The organism is Serratia sp. H402Y, from assembly GCF_051172415.1.
In the GTDB taxonomy this organism is placed as follows: Bacteria; Pseudomonadota; Gammaproteobacteria; order Enterobacterales; family Enterobacteriaceae; genus Serratia; species Serratia ureilytica.
Window position 1 is genome coordinate 157,753 of sequence record NZ_JBPIYZ010000001.1, and the last position, 16,196, is coordinate 173,948.

Annotated in this window: 14 protein-coding genes; 10 read left to right on the plus strand and 4 right to left on the minus strand. The window is 58.8% G+C overall.

What is annotated here, in order from left to right:
- Nucleotides 1-13: 13 nt before the first annotated feature.
- A complete protein-coding gene (locus ACSBQS_RS00835; protein ID WP_033642071.1) occupies nt 14-592 on the minus strand; it encodes a lipoprotein in 579 nt (192 codons plus the stop codon).
- 314 nt (nt 593-906) lie between these two features.
- On the opposite strand from ACSBQS_RS00835, the gene bolA reads away from it, so the two are divergent.
- The 9 genes from bolA to ACSBQS_RS00880 all read left to right on the plus strand — a co-directional run bounded on the left by bolA (nt 907) and on the right by ACSBQS_RS00880 (nt 11,545).
- A complete protein-coding gene (bolA, locus tag ACSBQS_RS00840) occupies nt 907-1,221 on the plus strand; it encodes a transcriptional regulator BolA (protein WP_004940361.1) in 315 nt (104 codons plus the stop codon).
- Nucleotides 1,222-1,588: 367 nt separating this feature from the next.
- Nucleotides 1,589-2,893, plus strand: coding sequence for a trigger factor (gene tig / locus ACSBQS_RS00845; RefSeq protein ID WP_031300019.1), 1,305 nt, complete (start codon nt 1,589-1,591; stop codon nt 2,891-2,893).
- Nucleotides 2,894-3,331: 438 nt separating this feature from the next.
- On the plus strand, nt 3,332-3,955 hold the full coding sequence (gene clpP / locus ACSBQS_RS00850; RefSeq protein WP_016928858.1) for an ATP-dependent Clp endopeptidase proteolytic subunit ClpP: 624 nt from the start codon (nt 3,332-3,334) through the stop codon (nt 3,953-3,955).
- A 143-nt stretch (nt 3,956-4,098) separates the two neighbouring features.
- Nucleotides 4,099-5,370, plus strand: a complete 1,272-nt coding sequence (gene clpX, locus ACSBQS_RS00855; protein ID WP_004940354.1) for an ATP-dependent protease ATP-binding subunit ClpX — start codon at nt 4,099-4,101, stop codon at nt 5,368-5,370.
- Between the two features lie 194 nt (nt 5,371-5,564).
- A complete protein-coding gene (gene lon / locus ACSBQS_RS00860; protein ID WP_019454189.1) occupies nt 5,565-7,919 on the plus strand; it encodes an endopeptidase La in 2,355 nt (784 codons plus the stop codon).
- Nucleotides 7,920-8,135: 216 nt separating this feature from the next.
- Nucleotides 8,136-8,408: a nucleoid-associated protein HU-beta gene (gene hupB / locus ACSBQS_RS00865; protein ID WP_004940351.1), complete on the plus strand. Its 273-nt coding sequence runs from the start codon at nt 8,136-8,138 to the stop codon at nt 8,406-8,408.
- A gap of 178 nt (nt 8,409-8,586) precedes the next feature.
- The gene (ppiD, locus tag ACSBQS_RS00870; protein WP_129993221.1) at nt 8,587-10,470 is read left to right on the plus strand and encodes a peptidylprolyl isomerase; all 1,884 of its coding nucleotides are present in this window, start codon (nt 8,587-8,589) and stop codon (nt 10,468-10,470) included.
- A gap of 138 nt (nt 10,471-10,608) precedes the next feature.
- Nucleotides 10,609-10,989, plus strand: a complete 381-nt coding sequence (locus ACSBQS_RS00875) for a ComEA family DNA-binding protein (RefSeq protein WP_033642074.1) — start codon at nt 10,609-10,611, stop codon at nt 10,987-10,989.
- A 154-nt stretch (nt 10,990-11,143) separates the two neighbouring features.
- Nucleotides 11,144-11,545, plus strand: coding sequence for an acyl-CoA thioesterase (locus ACSBQS_RS00880; protein WP_033642075.1), 402 nt, complete (start codon nt 11,144-11,146; stop codon nt 11,543-11,545).
- A gap of 47 nt (nt 11,546-11,592) precedes the next feature.
- Here ACSBQS_RS00880 and queC read toward each other — a convergent pair whose 3' ends face one another.
- Nucleotides 11,593-12,291, minus strand: coding sequence for a 7-cyano-7-deazaguanine synthase QueC (gene queC / locus ACSBQS_RS00885; RefSeq protein WP_047575348.1), 699 nt, complete (start codon nt 12,289-12,291; stop codon nt 11,593-11,595).
- Between the two features lie 94 nt (nt 12,292-12,385).
- Nucleotides 12,386-14,122, minus strand: a complete 1,737-nt coding sequence (locus ACSBQS_RS00890; RefSeq protein ID WP_434989467.1) for an SgrR family transcriptional regulator — start codon at nt 14,120-14,122, stop codon at nt 12,386-12,388.
- A gap of 104 nt (nt 14,123-14,226) precedes the next feature.
- Between ACSBQS_RS00890 and cof the strand changes: the two genes are divergently transcribed.
- On the plus strand, nt 14,227-15,048 hold the full coding sequence (gene cof / locus ACSBQS_RS00895) for an HMP-PP phosphatase (protein ID WP_047025761.1): 822 nt from the start codon (nt 14,227-14,229) through the stop codon (nt 15,046-15,048).
- Nucleotides 15,049-15,111: 63 nt separating this feature from the next.
- Here cof and ACSBQS_RS00900 read toward each other — a convergent pair whose 3' ends face one another.
- Entirely contained in the window at nt 15,112-16,152 is a 1,041-nt protein-coding gene (locus ACSBQS_RS00900) for a PLP-dependent cysteine synthase family protein (RefSeq protein ID WP_033642080.1), read from the minus strand.
- Nucleotides 16,153-16,196 lie beyond the last annotated feature (44 nt).

Genomic DNA, 16,196 nt, shown 5'->3' on the forward strand with positions numbered 1-16,196 from the left:
CCAGGCGCGCCGATTAGCGCGCGTTTTGCTTGATAAAGTCGTTGACGCTGGTGTCCTGCGCCATGTCGGCGATCACGTCGCCCAGCACGGAGTTGACGGCGTCGGTGATCTTGTCGTTGGTCGCCGTGAAGGCGCCCTGCACGTTATAGGTCGAGCGGTAGTTTTTCACCTGCTTGTTGCCGTTCTTCGCCTGGGCGATGATCGAGATGTCGGCTTTGGTGGTGATGTTGTAGCGCAGGTTGCCTTCGGATACGTCCGCGTACAGATTATTGACGACCACCTGCAGCGCGACCGGGCCGTCGGCGCCAATCATGTAACCGCGGGCGCCCATTTGTTTCTCCAGCACTTCCTGCAGCAGGAAACGCAGATCGCGCGACGGCGTCAGCGTGACCAGTTGGCCGTCGCGGTTCACCTTGGCCAGCGCCTGATCGGTGCGCTGATCCGCGCCGTTGATGCTGATGGTGATGCCCTGCAGGGTCGGATCCTGCTGCGGCAGAACGATTTTCGGCGTGACGTTCAGGGTGTTGCTGCTGGTCGCGCAGCCGGCCAGCAGCAGGGCGGTCAGCAAAGGAAGACAAAGTTTCTTTAACATGTTTTCTGTCTCATTCTCGATGGATTTAGCAATAATCAGAGCGGGATAGCCGACAACGAATTGCCGACATCATAGCATCGCCGCCGTGCGGTGGAAGCGCGGAAGGCGCCTGAGTGACAAATTTTTACCTGCCGTTGATAAAAACACGCTTTTTTGGCCCGCTCAATCGGATAATCCCCCAAGCGGCGGGGATGACGCTCATCCTCTGACCGCAGAAAAGAGAAATTTGTCCAGGCGATGGTCTAAACGGGGGAAAACCGGCTAATATTGAACTAGATGGGCACGGTCCTCTGCCGGTGTTGTAAGGAGATCCTATGATTCGCGAGCAAATAGAAGCAAAGTTAAGGGCGGCGTTTGAGCCCGCGTATCTGGAAGTCGTTGATGAAAGCTATCGTCATAACGTTCCGGCGGGTTCAGAAAGTCATTTCAAAGTGGTATTGGTCAGCGATCGCTTCGTCGGCGAACGGTTTTTGACGCGTCACCGCTCCATCTACGGGGTATTGTCGGAAGAGTTGGCCGATGGCGTACACGCGCTGGCGCTGCACACCTATACGCTCAAAGAGTGGGAAGGGTTGCAGGATACCGTGCCGGCCTCGCCGCCGTGCCGCGGCGCCGGGACGCTGGCCTGAGGGGGAAATTTTCAGGTATCAGTGGAACTTTGCCCTCGAATTAGGGTATTACTACTGACGAATTTTGAAACGGCCTGCGGGCCGTTTCTGTTTTTGACGACGACACGGCCGATGCGCAATATGGTCAACGTTCGGTCTGTTTTGGCGGCCTTTTGGCGATCGAATCGACAAAAGTGTGATTTTTAGCGCGCCTGCGCCGCCTAGCTTTCCTCGACTCGCCATGCATGCGCCGCTATAATGTCGCGTCTTATTTTTCCGGAATGGTTTCGGGACGCTTCTGTCATCAGGGAACTCGGTTCTTATTTGTAGCCGTCCTGGTTCTTGGAACGGAGTTGACCGAGCACTGTGATTTTTTTGAGGTAACAAGATGCAAGTTTCAGTAGAAACCACTCAAGGCCTTGGGCGCCGTCTCTCTATTACTGTACCGGCTGATACTATCAAGCAGGCGGTGAAGAAAGAGCTGATCAACGCAGCGAAAAGCGTGCGTATCGACGGCTTCCGCAAAGGCAAAGTGCCGATGAACATCGTGGAACAGCGTTACGGCGCCTCTGTTCGTCAGGACGTGCTGGGCGAAGCGATGCAGCGCAGCTTCGTTGACGCGATCATCAAAGAAAAGATTAATCCGGCCGGCGCACCAAACTACGTGCCGGGCGAGTACAAAGAAGGCGAAGACTTCACTTTCGCCGTTGAATTCGAAGTGTATCCAGAAGTTGAGCTGAAAGGCCTGGAAAACATCGAAGTTGAAAAACCAGTAGTGGAAGTGAACGACGAAGACGTCGACGCGATGCTGGACACTCTGCGCAAGCAGCAGGCGACCTGGAAAGAAACCGATCGCGCGGCGGAAGCTGAAGATCGCGTGACCGTTGACTTCACCGGTTCTATCGACGGTGAAGAGTTCGAAGGCGGCAAAGCGTCCGACTTCGTGCTGGCAATGGGCCAGGGCCGCATGATCCCAGGCTTCGAAGAAGGTCTGGTCGGTCACAAAGCGGGCGAAGAGTTCTCCATCGACGTGAACTTCCCGGAAGACTACCACGCGGAAAACCTGAAGGGCAAAGCGGCCAAATTCGCTATCGTGCTGAAGAAAGTTGAAGAGCGCGAGCTGCCGGAACTGACCGAAGAGTTCATCAAGCGTTTCGGCGTGGCGGACGGTTCCGTTGCCGGTCTGCGCACCGAAGTTCGCAAGAACATGGAGCGCGAGCTGAAAGGCGCCGTGCGTAACCGCATCAAGTCTCAGGCGATCGAAGGCCTGGTGAGCGCGAACGAAATCGACGTGCCTGCTGCGCTGATCGACGGCGAAATCGACGTGCTGCGTCGTCAGGCTGCACAGCGTTTCGGCGGCAACGAGAAGCAAGCGCTGGAACTGCCACGCGAGCTGTTCGAAGAGCAAGCCAAACGCCGCGTAGTGGTTGGCCTGCTGCTGGGCGAAGTGATCAGCACCAACGACCTGAAAGCTGACGAAGACCGCGTGAAGACGCTGATCGAAGAAATGGCCTCCGCCTACGAAGATCCGAGCGAAGTCATTGAGTTCTACAGCAAAAACAAAGAGCTGATGAACAACATGCGCAACGTGGCTCTGGAAGAGCAAGCGGTTGAAGCCCTGCTGGCAAAAGCGAAAGTGACTGAAAAAGCCACTACCTTCAGCGAGCTGATGAACCAAACTCAACAGGCGTAATGCCTGCGTGCCGGGCGCGATGAACGGCGTCCCCGGTTTCGCCTGGCGAACCGGCGCACGATGAAAAAGCCCGCAACCTCAGGTTGCGGGCTTTTCTTTTTGCCACGTTGCTGATTAATCTCAGGTTAAGCGGGGCAATATGCACTATATTTACCCTGTTGCCTGGGGAACTGGCTGGCATGATAACGGTCAGAATAACGGCATCGTTTCCGGCGCGCGGAGAAAATCGGCCTCTGGGCTTGAAATCGCGCCGGGCTCCCCCAATCTGTAAAGAATAATTCTGGGGCTGTTTGCCAAAGTGCGCGGGATGAAATAACCGTCGGGTACGTGTGGCGCGGGTCGAATGCTTGAGCATAGTCATCATGGCCGTTCTCAAGTAGAATCGGCGTATTAGGGTGACACCCTGGCCGCCAAGGCAATTTCTATTAGGAGACGGTAATGTCATACAGTGGCGAACGAGATCAATTTGCACCGAACATGGCGCTGGTGCCGATGGTGGTAGAGCAGACTTCACGCGGGGAGCGTTCTTACGACATCTATTCCCGCCTGCTGAAAGAGCGCATCATTTTCCTGACCGGCCAGGTGGAAGATCACATGGCCAACCTGATCGTGGCGCAAATGCTGTTCCTCGAAGCGGAAAGCCCGGAAAAAGACATTTTCCTCTACATCAACTCGCCGGGCGGGGTGATCACCGCGGGCATGTCGATTTACGACACCATGAAGTTCATCAAGCCGGACGTCAGCACCATCTGTATGGGGCAGGCGTGCTCGATGGGCTCCTTCCTGCTGACCGCGGGCGCCAAAGGCAAACGTTTCTGCCTGCCGAACTCGCGCGTGATGATTCACCAGCCGCTGGGCGGCTACCAGGGCCAGGCGACGGACATCGAAATCCACGCGCGTGAAATCCTCAAGGTGAAAGCGCGCATGAATGAACTGATGGCCGAGCATACCGGCCAGCCGCTGGAGCAGATCGAGCGCGATACCGAGCGCGATCGCTTTATGACCGCGGAAGAAGCCGTGGAATACGGCCTGGTTGACGGCATTCTGACACACCGCAGCTAGAACCACGCGGCGCCGATGGACTATAGTAATCAGAGTGGGCAGGGGCTCGCTCTGTTGTAGCCTCCCGGCGTTCCCGATATGAGTTTGGGCGCACTGCCGCCGTGATTTTCCTGCGGGACAAGACTAAAGAAGAGGTTTGACTGATGACAGATAAGCGCAAAGACGGTTCAGGAAAGCTGCTGTACTGCTCTTTTTGCGGCAAAAGCCAGCATGAAGTGCGTAAGCTGATTGCCGGGCCGTCAGTGTATATCTGCGATGAATGTGTCGATCTGTGTAACGACATTATTCGCGAAGAGATTAAAGAAGTTGCCCCGCATCGTGAGCGCAGTGCGCTGCCGACGCCGCACGAAATCCGCCACCACCTGGATGACTACGTCATCGGTCAGGAGCAGGCGAAGAAAGTGCTGGCGGTTGCGGTGTACAACCACTACAAACGCCTGCGCAACGGCGATACCAGCAACGGTATCGAGTTGGGCAAGAGCAACATCTTGCTGATTGGCCCAACCGGCAGCGGCAAGACTCTGCTGGCGGAAACGCTGGCGCGCTTCCTGGACGTGCCGTTCACCATGGCCGACGCCACCACGCTGACCGAAGCCGGTTACGTGGGCGAGGACGTGGAAAATATTATCCAGAAGCTGTTGCAAAAATGTGACTATGACGTGCAGAAAGCGCAGCGCGGCATCGTTTATATCGATGAAATCGATAAGATTTCCCGCAAGTCCGACAACCCGTCTATCACGCGTGACGTTTCGGGTGAAGGCGTGCAGCAGGCGCTGCTGAAGCTGATTGAAGGCACCATCGCCGCGGTTCCGCCGCAGGGTGGGCGCAAGCATCCGCAGCAGGAGTTCCTGCAGGTCGATACCTCCAAGATCCTGTTTATCTGCGGCGGCGCATTTGCCGGCCTGGATAAGGTGATCGGTCAGCGCGTCAACACCGGCTCCGGCATCGGCTTCGGCGCGACCGTCAAGGGCGAGTCCGAGAAGGCCACTGAAGGCGAACTGTTGCTGCAGGCCGAACCGGAAGACCTGATCAAGTTCGGTCTGATCCCTGAGTTCATCGGCCGTCTGCCGGTGGTGGCGACCCTGAGCGAGCTGAGCGAAGACGCGCTGATTCAGATCCTGAAAGAGCCGAAGAACGCTCTGACCAAGCAGTATCAGGCGCTGTTCAACCTGGAAGGCGTGGAGCTGGAGTTCCGTGACGAAGCGCTGAACGCCATCGCCAAGAAAGCCATGGCGCGCAAAACCGGCGCCCGCGGCCTGCGTTCCATCGTGGAAGGCGCGCTGCTCGATACCATGTACGATCTGCCGTCGATGGACAGCGTGGACAAAGTGGTGATAGACGAGTCGGTGATCGCCGGTCAATCCAAACCGCTGCTGATTTACGGCAAGCCGGAAGCCCAGGCATCTGGCGAATAATTAGCCAGTTAAACCAGCGCGTTATCAGCAAAATGGGGGATTTCATCCCCCATTTCTTTTTCCTGCATTCTTGCCGTTGAATGTAAGAGATTCATCCCCATATACTCATTAACCAGATTTTATGAAACGTTAGATGCTTGCGTCTCATGAGATTCCCCCTCAACCTGGCGGAAATTAAACTAAGAGAGAGCTCTATGAACCCTGAGCGTTCCGAACGCATTGAAATCCCCGTTTTGCCATTGCGCGACGTGGTGGTTTATCCGCACATGGTGATCCCGTTATTTGTTGGCCGGGAAAAATCGATTCGGTGCCTCGAAGCCGCAATGGATCACGATAAGAAGATCATGCTGGTGGCACAGAAAGAGGCCTCAACGGATGAACCTGGCATTAACGACTTGTTCTCGGTTGGCACCGTAGCGTCGATCCTGCAGATGCTGAAGCTGCCGGACGGCACGGTAAAAGTGCTGGTCGAGGGGCTGCAGCGCGCACGCATCACTACGCTGTCCGACAGCGGTGAGCATTTTGCCGCGCAGGCGGAATACCTTGAATCGCCGGCTATCGACGAGCGCGAACAAGAAGTGCTGGTGCGCACCGCGATCAATCAGTTTGAAGGCTATATCAAACTGAACAAAAAAATCCCGCCGGAGGTGCTGACGTCACTGAACAGCATCGACGACGCCGCGCGCCTGGCGGACACCATCGCCGCCCACATGCCGCTGAAACTCAGCGACAAACAGTCGGTGCTCGAGATGTCCGACATCACCGAGCGTCTGGAATACCTGATGGCGATGATGGAGTCGGAGATCGACCTGCTGCAGGTTGAGAAACGCATCCGCAACCGCGTTAAGAAGCAGATGGAGAAGAGCCAGCGCGAGTACTATCTGAATGAGCAGATGAAGGCGATTCAGAAAGAACTGGGCGAGATGGACGACGCGCCGGACGAGCACGAAGCGCTGAAGCGCAAGATCGATGCGGCGAAAATGCCGAAAGAGGCGCGCGAGAAAACCGAAGCGGAACTGCAAAAGCTGAAGATGATGTCGCCGATGTCGGCGGAAGCGACCGTGGTACGCGGCTACATCGACTGGATGCTTCAGGTGCCGTGGAACGCGCGCAGCAAGGTGAAAAAAGACCTGGTCAAGGCGCAGGAAGTGCTCGATACCGATCACTACGGCCTGGAGCGCGTCAAGGATCGCATCCTCGAGTACCTCGCGGTGCAGAGCCGCGTCAGCAAAATCAAAGGGCCTATCCTGTGTCTGGTTGGGCCGCCGGGCGTGGGTAAAACCTCGCTGGGGCAGTCGATCGCCAAAGCGACCGGGCGCCAGTACGTGCGCATGGCGTTAGGCGGCGTGCGTGACGAAGCGGAAATCCGCGGTCACCGCCGTACCTACATCGGATCGATGCCGGGCAAACTGATCCAGAAAATGGCCAAGGTTGGGGTGAAGAACCCGCTGTTCCTGCTGGATGAGATCGACAAGATGTCTTCCGACATGCGCGGCGATCCGGCTTCCGCTCTGCTGGAGGTGCTGGATCCGGAACAGAACGTGGCGTTCAACGACCACTACCTGGAAGTGGATTACGATCTGTCCGACGTGATGTTCGTCGCCACCTCCAACTCGATGAACATCCCTGCGCCGCTGCTGGACCGTATGGAAGTGATCCGTCTGTCGGGTTATACCGAGGACGAAAAGCTCAACATCGCCAAACAGCACCTGCTGCCGAAGCAGCTTGAGCGCAACGCGCTGAAAAAAGGCGAGCTGACGGTCGACGACAGCGCCATCATCGGCATCATTCGCTTCTACACCCGCGAAGCCGGGGTGCGCAGCCTGGAGCGTGAAATCTCCAAACTGTGCCGTAAAGCGGTGAAAACGCTGCTGATGGACAAGAAGCGCAAGCACATCGAGATCAACGGCGACAACCTGAAGGACTACCTGGGCGTGCAGCGCGTCGATTACGGCCGTGCGGATACCGAAAACCGCGTGGGCGAAGTCACCGGGCTGGCGTGGACGGAAGTGGGCGGCGATCTACTGACCATCGAAACCGCCTGCGTGCCGGGCAAAGGCAAGCTGACTTACACCGGCTCTCTGGGTGAAGTGATGCAGGAATCGATTCAGGCGGCGCTGACCGTGGTGCGCGCGCGCGCGGAGAAATTGGGCATCAACGCCGATTTCTACGAGAAGCGCGACATCCACGTGCACGTGCCGGAAGGGGCGACGCCGAAAGACGGCCCAAGCGCCGGTATCGCGATGTGCACCGCGCTGGTCTCCTGCCTGACCGGCAACCCGGTACGCGCCGATGTGGCGATGACCGGCGAGATCACGCTGCGCGGCCAGGTATTGCCGATCGGCGGCCTGAAAGAGAAACTGTTGGCGGCGCATCGCGGCGGCATCAAAACCGTGCTGATCCCTTACGAGAACAAGCGCGATCTGGAAGAGATCCCGGACAATGTAATCGCCGATCTGGAGATTCATCCGGTGCAGCGAATCGATGAAGTTTTGAACATTGCGTTGCAAAACCCGGCCTTCGGCGCACTGCCGGTAGCGGCAAAATAGTGACGAATCGCAAAAACCATTGATAAAACTTATACTGGCAAGCCATTTCGGACTTGCCAGTATTTTTTTGTACCGCTAAGTTAGATCTCTGTCGGCCCACGTTTTGCCACGCAGTCGGTGGCTTGCCAAGGTTCGATGGGATTGATATAACAGCTGCGCTGTCGCAACCGTAGGGATTTTTCGGTGCGACGATAGAATTCTAGAGGGGATGATAGAGTGAATAAGTCACAACTGATCGACAAGATTGCCGCAGGTGCTGATATTTCCAAAGCGGCAGCTGGACGTGCTTTAGACGCAGTAATCGCTTCCGTTACCGACTCTCTGAAAGCTGGGGATGACGTGGCTCTGGTTGGTTTCGGTTCCTTCACCGTGCGTGAACGTTCGGCTCGTACCGGCCGTAACCCGCAAACCGGTAAAGAAATCAAGATCGCGGCAGCCAAAGTGCCGGCCTTCCGTGCAGGGAAAGCGCTGAAAGACGCTGTAAACTGATTTGGCGTCTAACCGTTTAGCGTAACAGGGTTTTGTAATAAACAATCACCTGACGCAGCGGTGCTGGTAAGGTAAGATACAAGGCGCATCGGACTGATGCGCTTTTTTTATTTTTGTCGCAGGGAACGCGCCTGCACAAGGGTTGTTAATCCACATCACAGCGGAGTGTTGTCACACTATGATGGACAATTTACGCGCGGCTGCCAATCACGTCGTGCTCAAAATCATCCTGGCCCTGATCATCCTGTCATTCGTCCTGACCGGGGTGGGTAACTACCTGATCGGCGGCTCCGGCGATTATGCTGCGAAAGTAAATGGTCAGACGATCGAACGCGCTCAGCTGGAACAGGCTTTCCAAAGCGAGCGTAGCCGCATGCAGCAGCAGCTGGGTGACCAGTTCTCTGCGCTGGCCGGCAACGAAGGCTACATGCAGCAGATGCGCCGTCAGGTGTTGTCCCAGTTGATCGACAACATGCTGCTCGACCAATACGCCAAGAAGCTGGGCCTGGCGGTCAGCGACGATCAGATCAAGGACGCCATCCGCAAGGCGCCTTATTTCCAAACCAACGGCCAGTTCGATAACGCCAAGTACCTCGACCTGATCGGCCGTATGGGCTACACCGCCGACAACTTCGCGCAGTCGATGCGTCAGCAGCTGGTCAATCAGCAGCTGATCCAGGCCTTCGGCGAATCCGGCTTCGTGCTGCCGTCCGAATCGCAAGCCATGGCGGCGTTGGTGCTGCAGGAGCGCGACGTGCGTCTGGCGACTATCGATCTGAAGGCGCTGCAGGCGAAACAGAGCGCCGGCGACGACGAACTGAAGGCGTATTACGATCAGAACAAGAACAGCTTCATCGCCCCGGAGCAGGTGAAGGTGAGCTATATCCCGCTGGACGCCGCGTCCATGCAGGATAAGGTGAAAGTGAGCGAAGAGGACATCAGCGCTTACTACGACCAGCACAAGAGCAGCTACGGCCAGCCGGAGCGTAAAAACTACAGCGTGATCCAGCTGAAAACCGAGGCGGAAGCCAATGCGGTGCTGGACGAGCTGAAGAAGGGCGCCGATTTCGCCACGCTGGCGAAAGAAAAATCCACCGACATCATCTCACGCCGTACCGGCGGTGAACTGGGTTGGCTGGAGCCGGAAACCACCGCCGACGAGCTGAAGCAGGCTAACCTGACTGAAAAAGGGCAGCTGTCCGGCGTGGTGAAATCTTCCGTCGGCTACCTGATCGTGCGTTTGAACGACATCGAACCAGAGAAACTGAAGCCGCTGAGCGAAGTGCATGACGCTATCGCCAAGCAGGTGAAGCAGGAGAAAGCGGTAGATGCGTATTACGCGCTGCAGCAGAAGGTGAGCGAAGCGGCGACCAGCGACAACGAATCCCTGGCCTCGGCTGAAGAAGCGGCCGGCGTGAAAGCGGCGCAAACCGACTGGTTCACCCGCGACAACATCCCTGCGGCGCTGAACTTCAAGCCGGTGGTGCAGGCGATCTTCGACGGTTCGCTGATCGGCGAGAACGGCGCGCCGGGCAGTAACTCCGACGTGATCACCGTAGACGGCGACCGCGCCTTCGTGGTGCGCGTGAGCGGCCACAAGCCGGAAGGCATCGAGCCGTTCGACCAGGTAAAAGACCGCGTGGCGGATCTGGTGAAGCGCAACAAGGCGGTGCAGGAAGCGAAACTGCAGGGCGAGAAGCTGTTGGTTGAGCTGAAGCAGGGCAAGGGCGACGAGGCGATGAAAGCCGCCGGCCTGAGCTTTGGCGCCGTGCAGAAGATGGCGCGCGCGCCGGAAGACAGCCAGCTGGTGGAGAGCGTGTTCGCGCTGCCGCACCCGCAGGACGGCAAACCGGTGTACGGCATGTCGCAGGATCGCCAGGACAACGTGGTGCTGATCGCACTCGATGCGGTGAAGCCTGGCACGCTGCCGGAAGACGAAATGAAAACCTTCGTCGGCAAGATGGAAGAGGGCGCGACCGGCGTTTCCTTCGATTCGTTGCTGGCGAGCCTGCGTAAAGAAGCCAAAATTAAAATGGGCGCCGCTGAGCAACAGCCGCAGTAATCGCCGCATTTTTCTGCAACGCAGTGCAACAAACAAAGGCCGCTTTCGCGGCCTTTTCCACATCTGATATCCGCCGATTGCTGAATATCTGCCGCCGCGGCAAGGTAGCCGTGCTGTCACACACAAGGAGGATACAGCATGCAACATACAGAGAAAAAAACGTTATCAGGTTACCGTCATCACGTTAAAGCCGCGCTGGCCGCGCTGTTGTTATGCCTGGCGGTGCCGGCCGCCGCGGCGGATAAAGCCGATGCGCCGGCGCCGATGCTCTCAACCCCGACGAGCAATGGCGGGCAACAGGCGATGACCAAGGCGGCCGAAGAGACGGCGGTCAGCATCAATCAGGCCACCGCCGAACAGCTCGCAGCGGCTTTGAGCGGTGTCGGTCTGAAGAAGGCGGAAGGCATTGTGCGCTATCGCGAACAGAACGGGCCATTCACCCAGGTTGAGCAACTGCAGGAGGTGCCGGGCATCGGGCCGGCGCTGTTCGAGAAGAACCGCACTCGGCTGAAAATGTGATCCCGGTCGCGGCTGCGCGGCAAAATGCCGCTGAGGCAATGGCGACTCTGCTACATTTTACAGGTCTTACCAGTTTGGCGCGTTGACCAAACGGGCGAGGGAGCCCACGCGGCTCCCTCTTTCTGTAATCACCAGGCAGGAGCGATCGTTCCCTATGCAAACCTTTATCAAAGTTCGCGGTTATCACCTTGATGTTTACCAGCACGTTAACAACGCCCGCTATCTGGAGTTTCTGGAAGAGGCGCGTTGGGAGTGGTTGGAGAACGAAGCCGGGTTCCGCTGGATGACGGAAAACAACATCGCTTTCATCGTGGTGAACATCAACATCAATTACCGCAGCCCGGCGGTATTGGGGGATAAACTGCGCATCGACAGCCAGATGGTGCAGCTCAACGGCAAAAGCGGGGTGCTGAGCCAGAAGGTGACGCAGGATCCGGCGGGGACGCCGGTGGCCGACGCGCTGCTGACTTTCGTGTGCGTCGATCTGAAAACGCAGCGGGCGCTGCCGATTGAAGGGGAATTGCGCGAGCACCTGGAAGCGCTCACGCCCAAATAACATTCGCAGTCAGCTCACCGGCGGCGGAGGCTGCCGCCGTCGCTGCCTCAGGCCAGACTGGCCTTCTGTTTCAACGCCGCCATCACTTCCGCCTGGTTGGCGCGATATTGCGTCAGGCCATTGGCGCGCAGGTTGCAGGCGGCGCATTCGCCGCAGCCGTCACCCTTGATGCCGTTGTAGCAGGTCAGCGTATCCTGACGCACCCGATCCAGCTGCTGGTAATAGTCCGCCAGTGCCCAGGTTTCGGCCTTGTTCAGCCACATCAACGGCGTTTCGAAGCGGATATCGCGGGCGATGCCCAACACCACCGCCTGGTTCAGCGCTTTGACGAACTCGTCGCGGCAATCCGGGTAGCCGGAGAAGTCGGTTTCACACACGCCGGTGATCACCGCCTCCGCTTCCACCTGGTAGGCGTAGATCGCCGCCAGCGTCAGGAACAGGATGTTGCGGCCCGGCACGAAGGTGCTCGGCAGCGCGTTTTTCTGGTTGGGATCGTAGGCGGGAACCGGAATATTGTCGCGAGTCAGGCTGCTGATGGCCAGCTCATTGAGCAACGTCACGTCCAGCACCTTGTGCGCCTTGGCGCCGAGGGCCTCCGACAGCTCCTGAGCCACTTCAATTTCGGCGCGATGGCGCTGGCCGTAATCGAACGTGACGCAGTGAACTTCGTCATACTGTTGCAATGCCTGGATCAAGCAGGTCGTGGAGTCTTGTCCACCGCTGAAAACGACAACCGCGCGTTTCATAAAATCACCTTTTTGGGCTTTGGCCATTCCCGATACACATTCGGGCGGCAGGATAAAAATTGCGTTGCGGCGACAATAGTAGCAGAAAGGGCCGTCAGGCGCAGGGCGGTTCGGCTCCGGTCGGTGCCTCATCCACCGGCGGCGGCAGCCACGCCTGGCAAAAATCGAACCAGCCATGGGCGGTCAGCGTCACGCCATGCATACGCGGCGGCGCGCTGATCTGATACTGGTAGTGGAACAGCGGCGTGATGATGGCGGCGGCCATCAGCTGTTGATAATAGGCCTGCAGCCGTTCGAAGCGCAGTGGCTGCGCCTGCAGCTGCTGGATCTCCCGCAGCGTCTCCTGCTGCTGCTGCCAGCGGCTTGCCGTCAGGATACCGCGCCACAGCGAATCCTGCCGCAGCCAGCTCTCCAGCGTCGCCTCAGGCGCCTCGCCGATCAGGTTGTCTGCCAGCAGCAGGTCGGCCTGGGCGATTTGCGCCTCGCTTTGCCAGCGCTTGCCGGCGTAGTAACGCACTTCCAGCTCGCAGCCGTGCTGCGCGAGCAGCCGCTGTAGCGCGACCGTCACCGTTTCCAGCTCGACCGGCGGCCGATACAGCAATGTTAGCCGAGCGGGCAGCGGGACATTTTCTTCAATCCGTTGGCTGGGGATGCGCCAGCCGGGCAGCATTTCATGGCTGGGGGTGATCACGCTGTTGGGGATCGGCAGATGGCTGAGCAGGCCGGACTGCTGGATCAGCATCAGCAGCTTTTGCCCCTGGGCTTCGCTCAGCACGCCGTGGCGCAGGTTCAGCGCCAGATAACACCAGCCCAGGCTCATGCTGCGCTGCACCGGCCGGGCCTGCGCCAAATCGTCTTGCTGACCGATGGTGATGCGCACCGGATGCCGGCAGCTGGCGTCGGCGCCGGTGATGGGCAGATCGGGCGTGATCCAGTATTCGATGGTGTCCAGATACGGATGCTGCAGATGGTAACCGGCATGCTGTTCCAGCCTCACCAACTGCGGTTCATTCAACGCCAGTTTAAATGGGCCGGCGCCGATGGCCGGCAGTTCGGGGTGCGTCATCAGACAAGGCAGCTCCGCCAGCCGGTGTGCCAGCCAATAGTCCGGCAGGTGCAGGTCGAACTGAATGCACAGCGGATGCGGCAGGCTGACGTTCGCGACGCTGCTCAGGCTGGGTTGGCTGCGCGGATGGCCCAGCAGTTTTTCCAGCGTTTGCAGCAGTTGCTGGCCGGTCAACGGTTCGCCGTTGTGCCAGCGCAGCTGGCTACGTAAAAAGAATCGCCAGCGCAGGCCGCCATCGCTTATCTGCCAGTGGTGCGCCAGATCGGGCTGCGGCTCCGGGTTACCGGTCATCAGGCGCGTCAGCCCGGCGTGCAGGGTCGACACCAGATGTTGCTCGGCGCGGCCGGTCAGCGTGAGCGGATCGAGCGCCTCCAGCGTACGGTAATAGGGAATGCGCAGCGTCGGGCTGCCGGCCTGCCATTGCCCGCCGAGGTGCGGGCTGAGCAGATCCTGCAGGTGTTGCGGATCGAGCTGCGCCATCTCCAGCGCCCCCTGATGATTGCCCTGTTGCAACAGCTGCTGCAACAGCTGCGCGCGCAGCTCATCCGGGGTTTTCAGGCAATGCAGGCTGGCGCGTTTGCCGCGGCCGGGCTGAGAATGCCAGCTCAGCCAGCCCTGATCCTGCAGCTGCTGCACCAGCGTGCGGGCATGGCGTTCGCTGCAGTAGAACATTGCCGCCAGCTCGCCGATGGTCACGGCGACCGGCGCGTTGCCGAGCTGTTGATACAGGCGTTGATATTGGCTGAGACGGTGAACCAGGCGCATGAGCAGAAATCCGGAACAGTTTTCCCAAATTGTTCACTATTACTTCCGCAAATACCATCCCATACTGCACTGATTGTAATCGCGTTCACATTCATGAGGTCTTTATGTATCGCCTGGCGGCTTTCGATATGGACGGTACGCTGTTGATGCCGGATCACCGGGTTGGCCCGGAAACGCTGGCGGTGCTGAACCAGCTGGTGGAGCGGGAGATGGTGGTGACGTTCGCCACCGGGCGGCACTACCTCGATGCGCAACCGATCATGGCGCAGCTGGGGCTGCAGGGCTATCTGATCACCGGCAACGGCACGCGGGTGTATGACAACCGTGGCCAACAGCTGCACGCCGCCGATCTGCCGGCGGAGATCGCCGAAGAGGTGCTGCATCATCATTGGCGCACCCGCGCCAGCATGCACGTGTTCCGCGACGAAGGTTGGCTGACCGAGTTCCCCGCGCCGGAAGAGATGCTGCAGGCGCACCACCTGAGCGGCTTTCGTTTCCAACTGGCTGACGTGCGCCGCTTACCGGCGTTCGGCAACAGCAAGGTGTGCTTTGTCGCACCGCATGAGGAGTTGCTGGAATTGCAGGTGCAGCTGCGGGCGCAGCTGGGCGGCGAGGCCGATCTGTGTTTCTCCGCTTACGATTGCCTGGAGGTGCTGCCACTCGGTTGCAACAAGGGCGCGGCGCTGGATCGGCTGAGCCGTCACCTGGGATTGACGATGGCCGACTGCATGGCGTTCGGCGATGCGATGAACGACAAAGAGATGCTGGGCGCGGTGGGACACGGCGTGGTGATGGGGAACGCCCTGCCGCAGCTGAAATCCCTGCTGCCGCAGCTGCCGGTTATCGGCCACTGCCAACAACAGGCGGTAGCTCATTATTTACAACATTGGCTGCGTTCACCTTGCCTCACCTATTCCCCCGAATAATGAGGTTCTCCTTACAGCCGGCCGGGTATGACTACCCGGCTTTTTTTTACGTTGCGCCCGGCGTTACAAATCCGCCAGCTGCGCCAGATACGGTTGCAGATCGCCAATGTTGTTGCTGACCCACTCCGGGTTGTAATAGGTATCGAGGTAGCGCTCGCCGCTGTCGCACAGCAGGGTAACGATCGCCCCTTGCTCGCCGTTTTCCCGCATCTGCTTCGCCAATTGCAGCGCGCCCCAGACGTTGGTGCCGGTGGAGGCGCCGACCTTGCGGCCGAGCACGGCCTCCAGCCAGTGAATGGTGGCGACGCTGGCGGCGTCCGGCACCCGCAACATGTTATCGACCACCGAAGGGATGAACGACGGCTCGGCGCGTGGGCGGCCGATGCCTTCGATACGGCTGCCGCAGCTGCCGATCAGGGTGCGATCACCGTGGTGGAAGCAGTCATAGAACACCGAGTTTTCCGGATCGACCACCGTCAACCGGGTGTCGTGCCCCTGATAACGGATATAGCGCCCCAGCGTGGCGGAGGTGCCGCCGGTGCCGGCGCTCATCACGATGTGTTTCGGCACCGGGAAAGGTTCGCGCGCCATCTGGCGGAAGATGCTGTCGGCGATATTGTTGTTGCCGCGCCAGTCGGTGGCGCGCTCGGCGTAGGTGAACTGATCCATATAGTGGCCGTTCAGCTCTTTCGCCAGCTGTTCGGAAGCGGCGTAGATCTGGGCGGCGTGATCGACGAAGTGACAGCGGCCGCCGTAAAAGGCGATCTGTTCTACCTTGCGGCGTGCGGTGCAGGACGGCATCACCGCGATGAACGGCAGACCGATCAGCCGCGCGAAGTAGGCTTCGGACACCGCCGTGCTGCCGGAAGAGGCCTCGATGATGGTGGTGTTCTCGGTGATCCAGCCGTTGCACAGGCCGTAAAGGAACAGCGAGCGCGCCAGGCGGTGTTTCAGGCTGCCGGTCGGGTGGGTGCTCTCATCTTTCAGGTACAGGCAGATGCCGGGAAACGCCGGCAGGTTCAGGCGAATCAGGTGCGTATCGGCGGAGCGTTGAAAATCCGCTTCTATTTCACCGATAGCATATTTTACCCAAGAGTTTGTCATGATTTGGCCTCAGAATAGGGGGCTGATTTATGGCGTAGCATAGC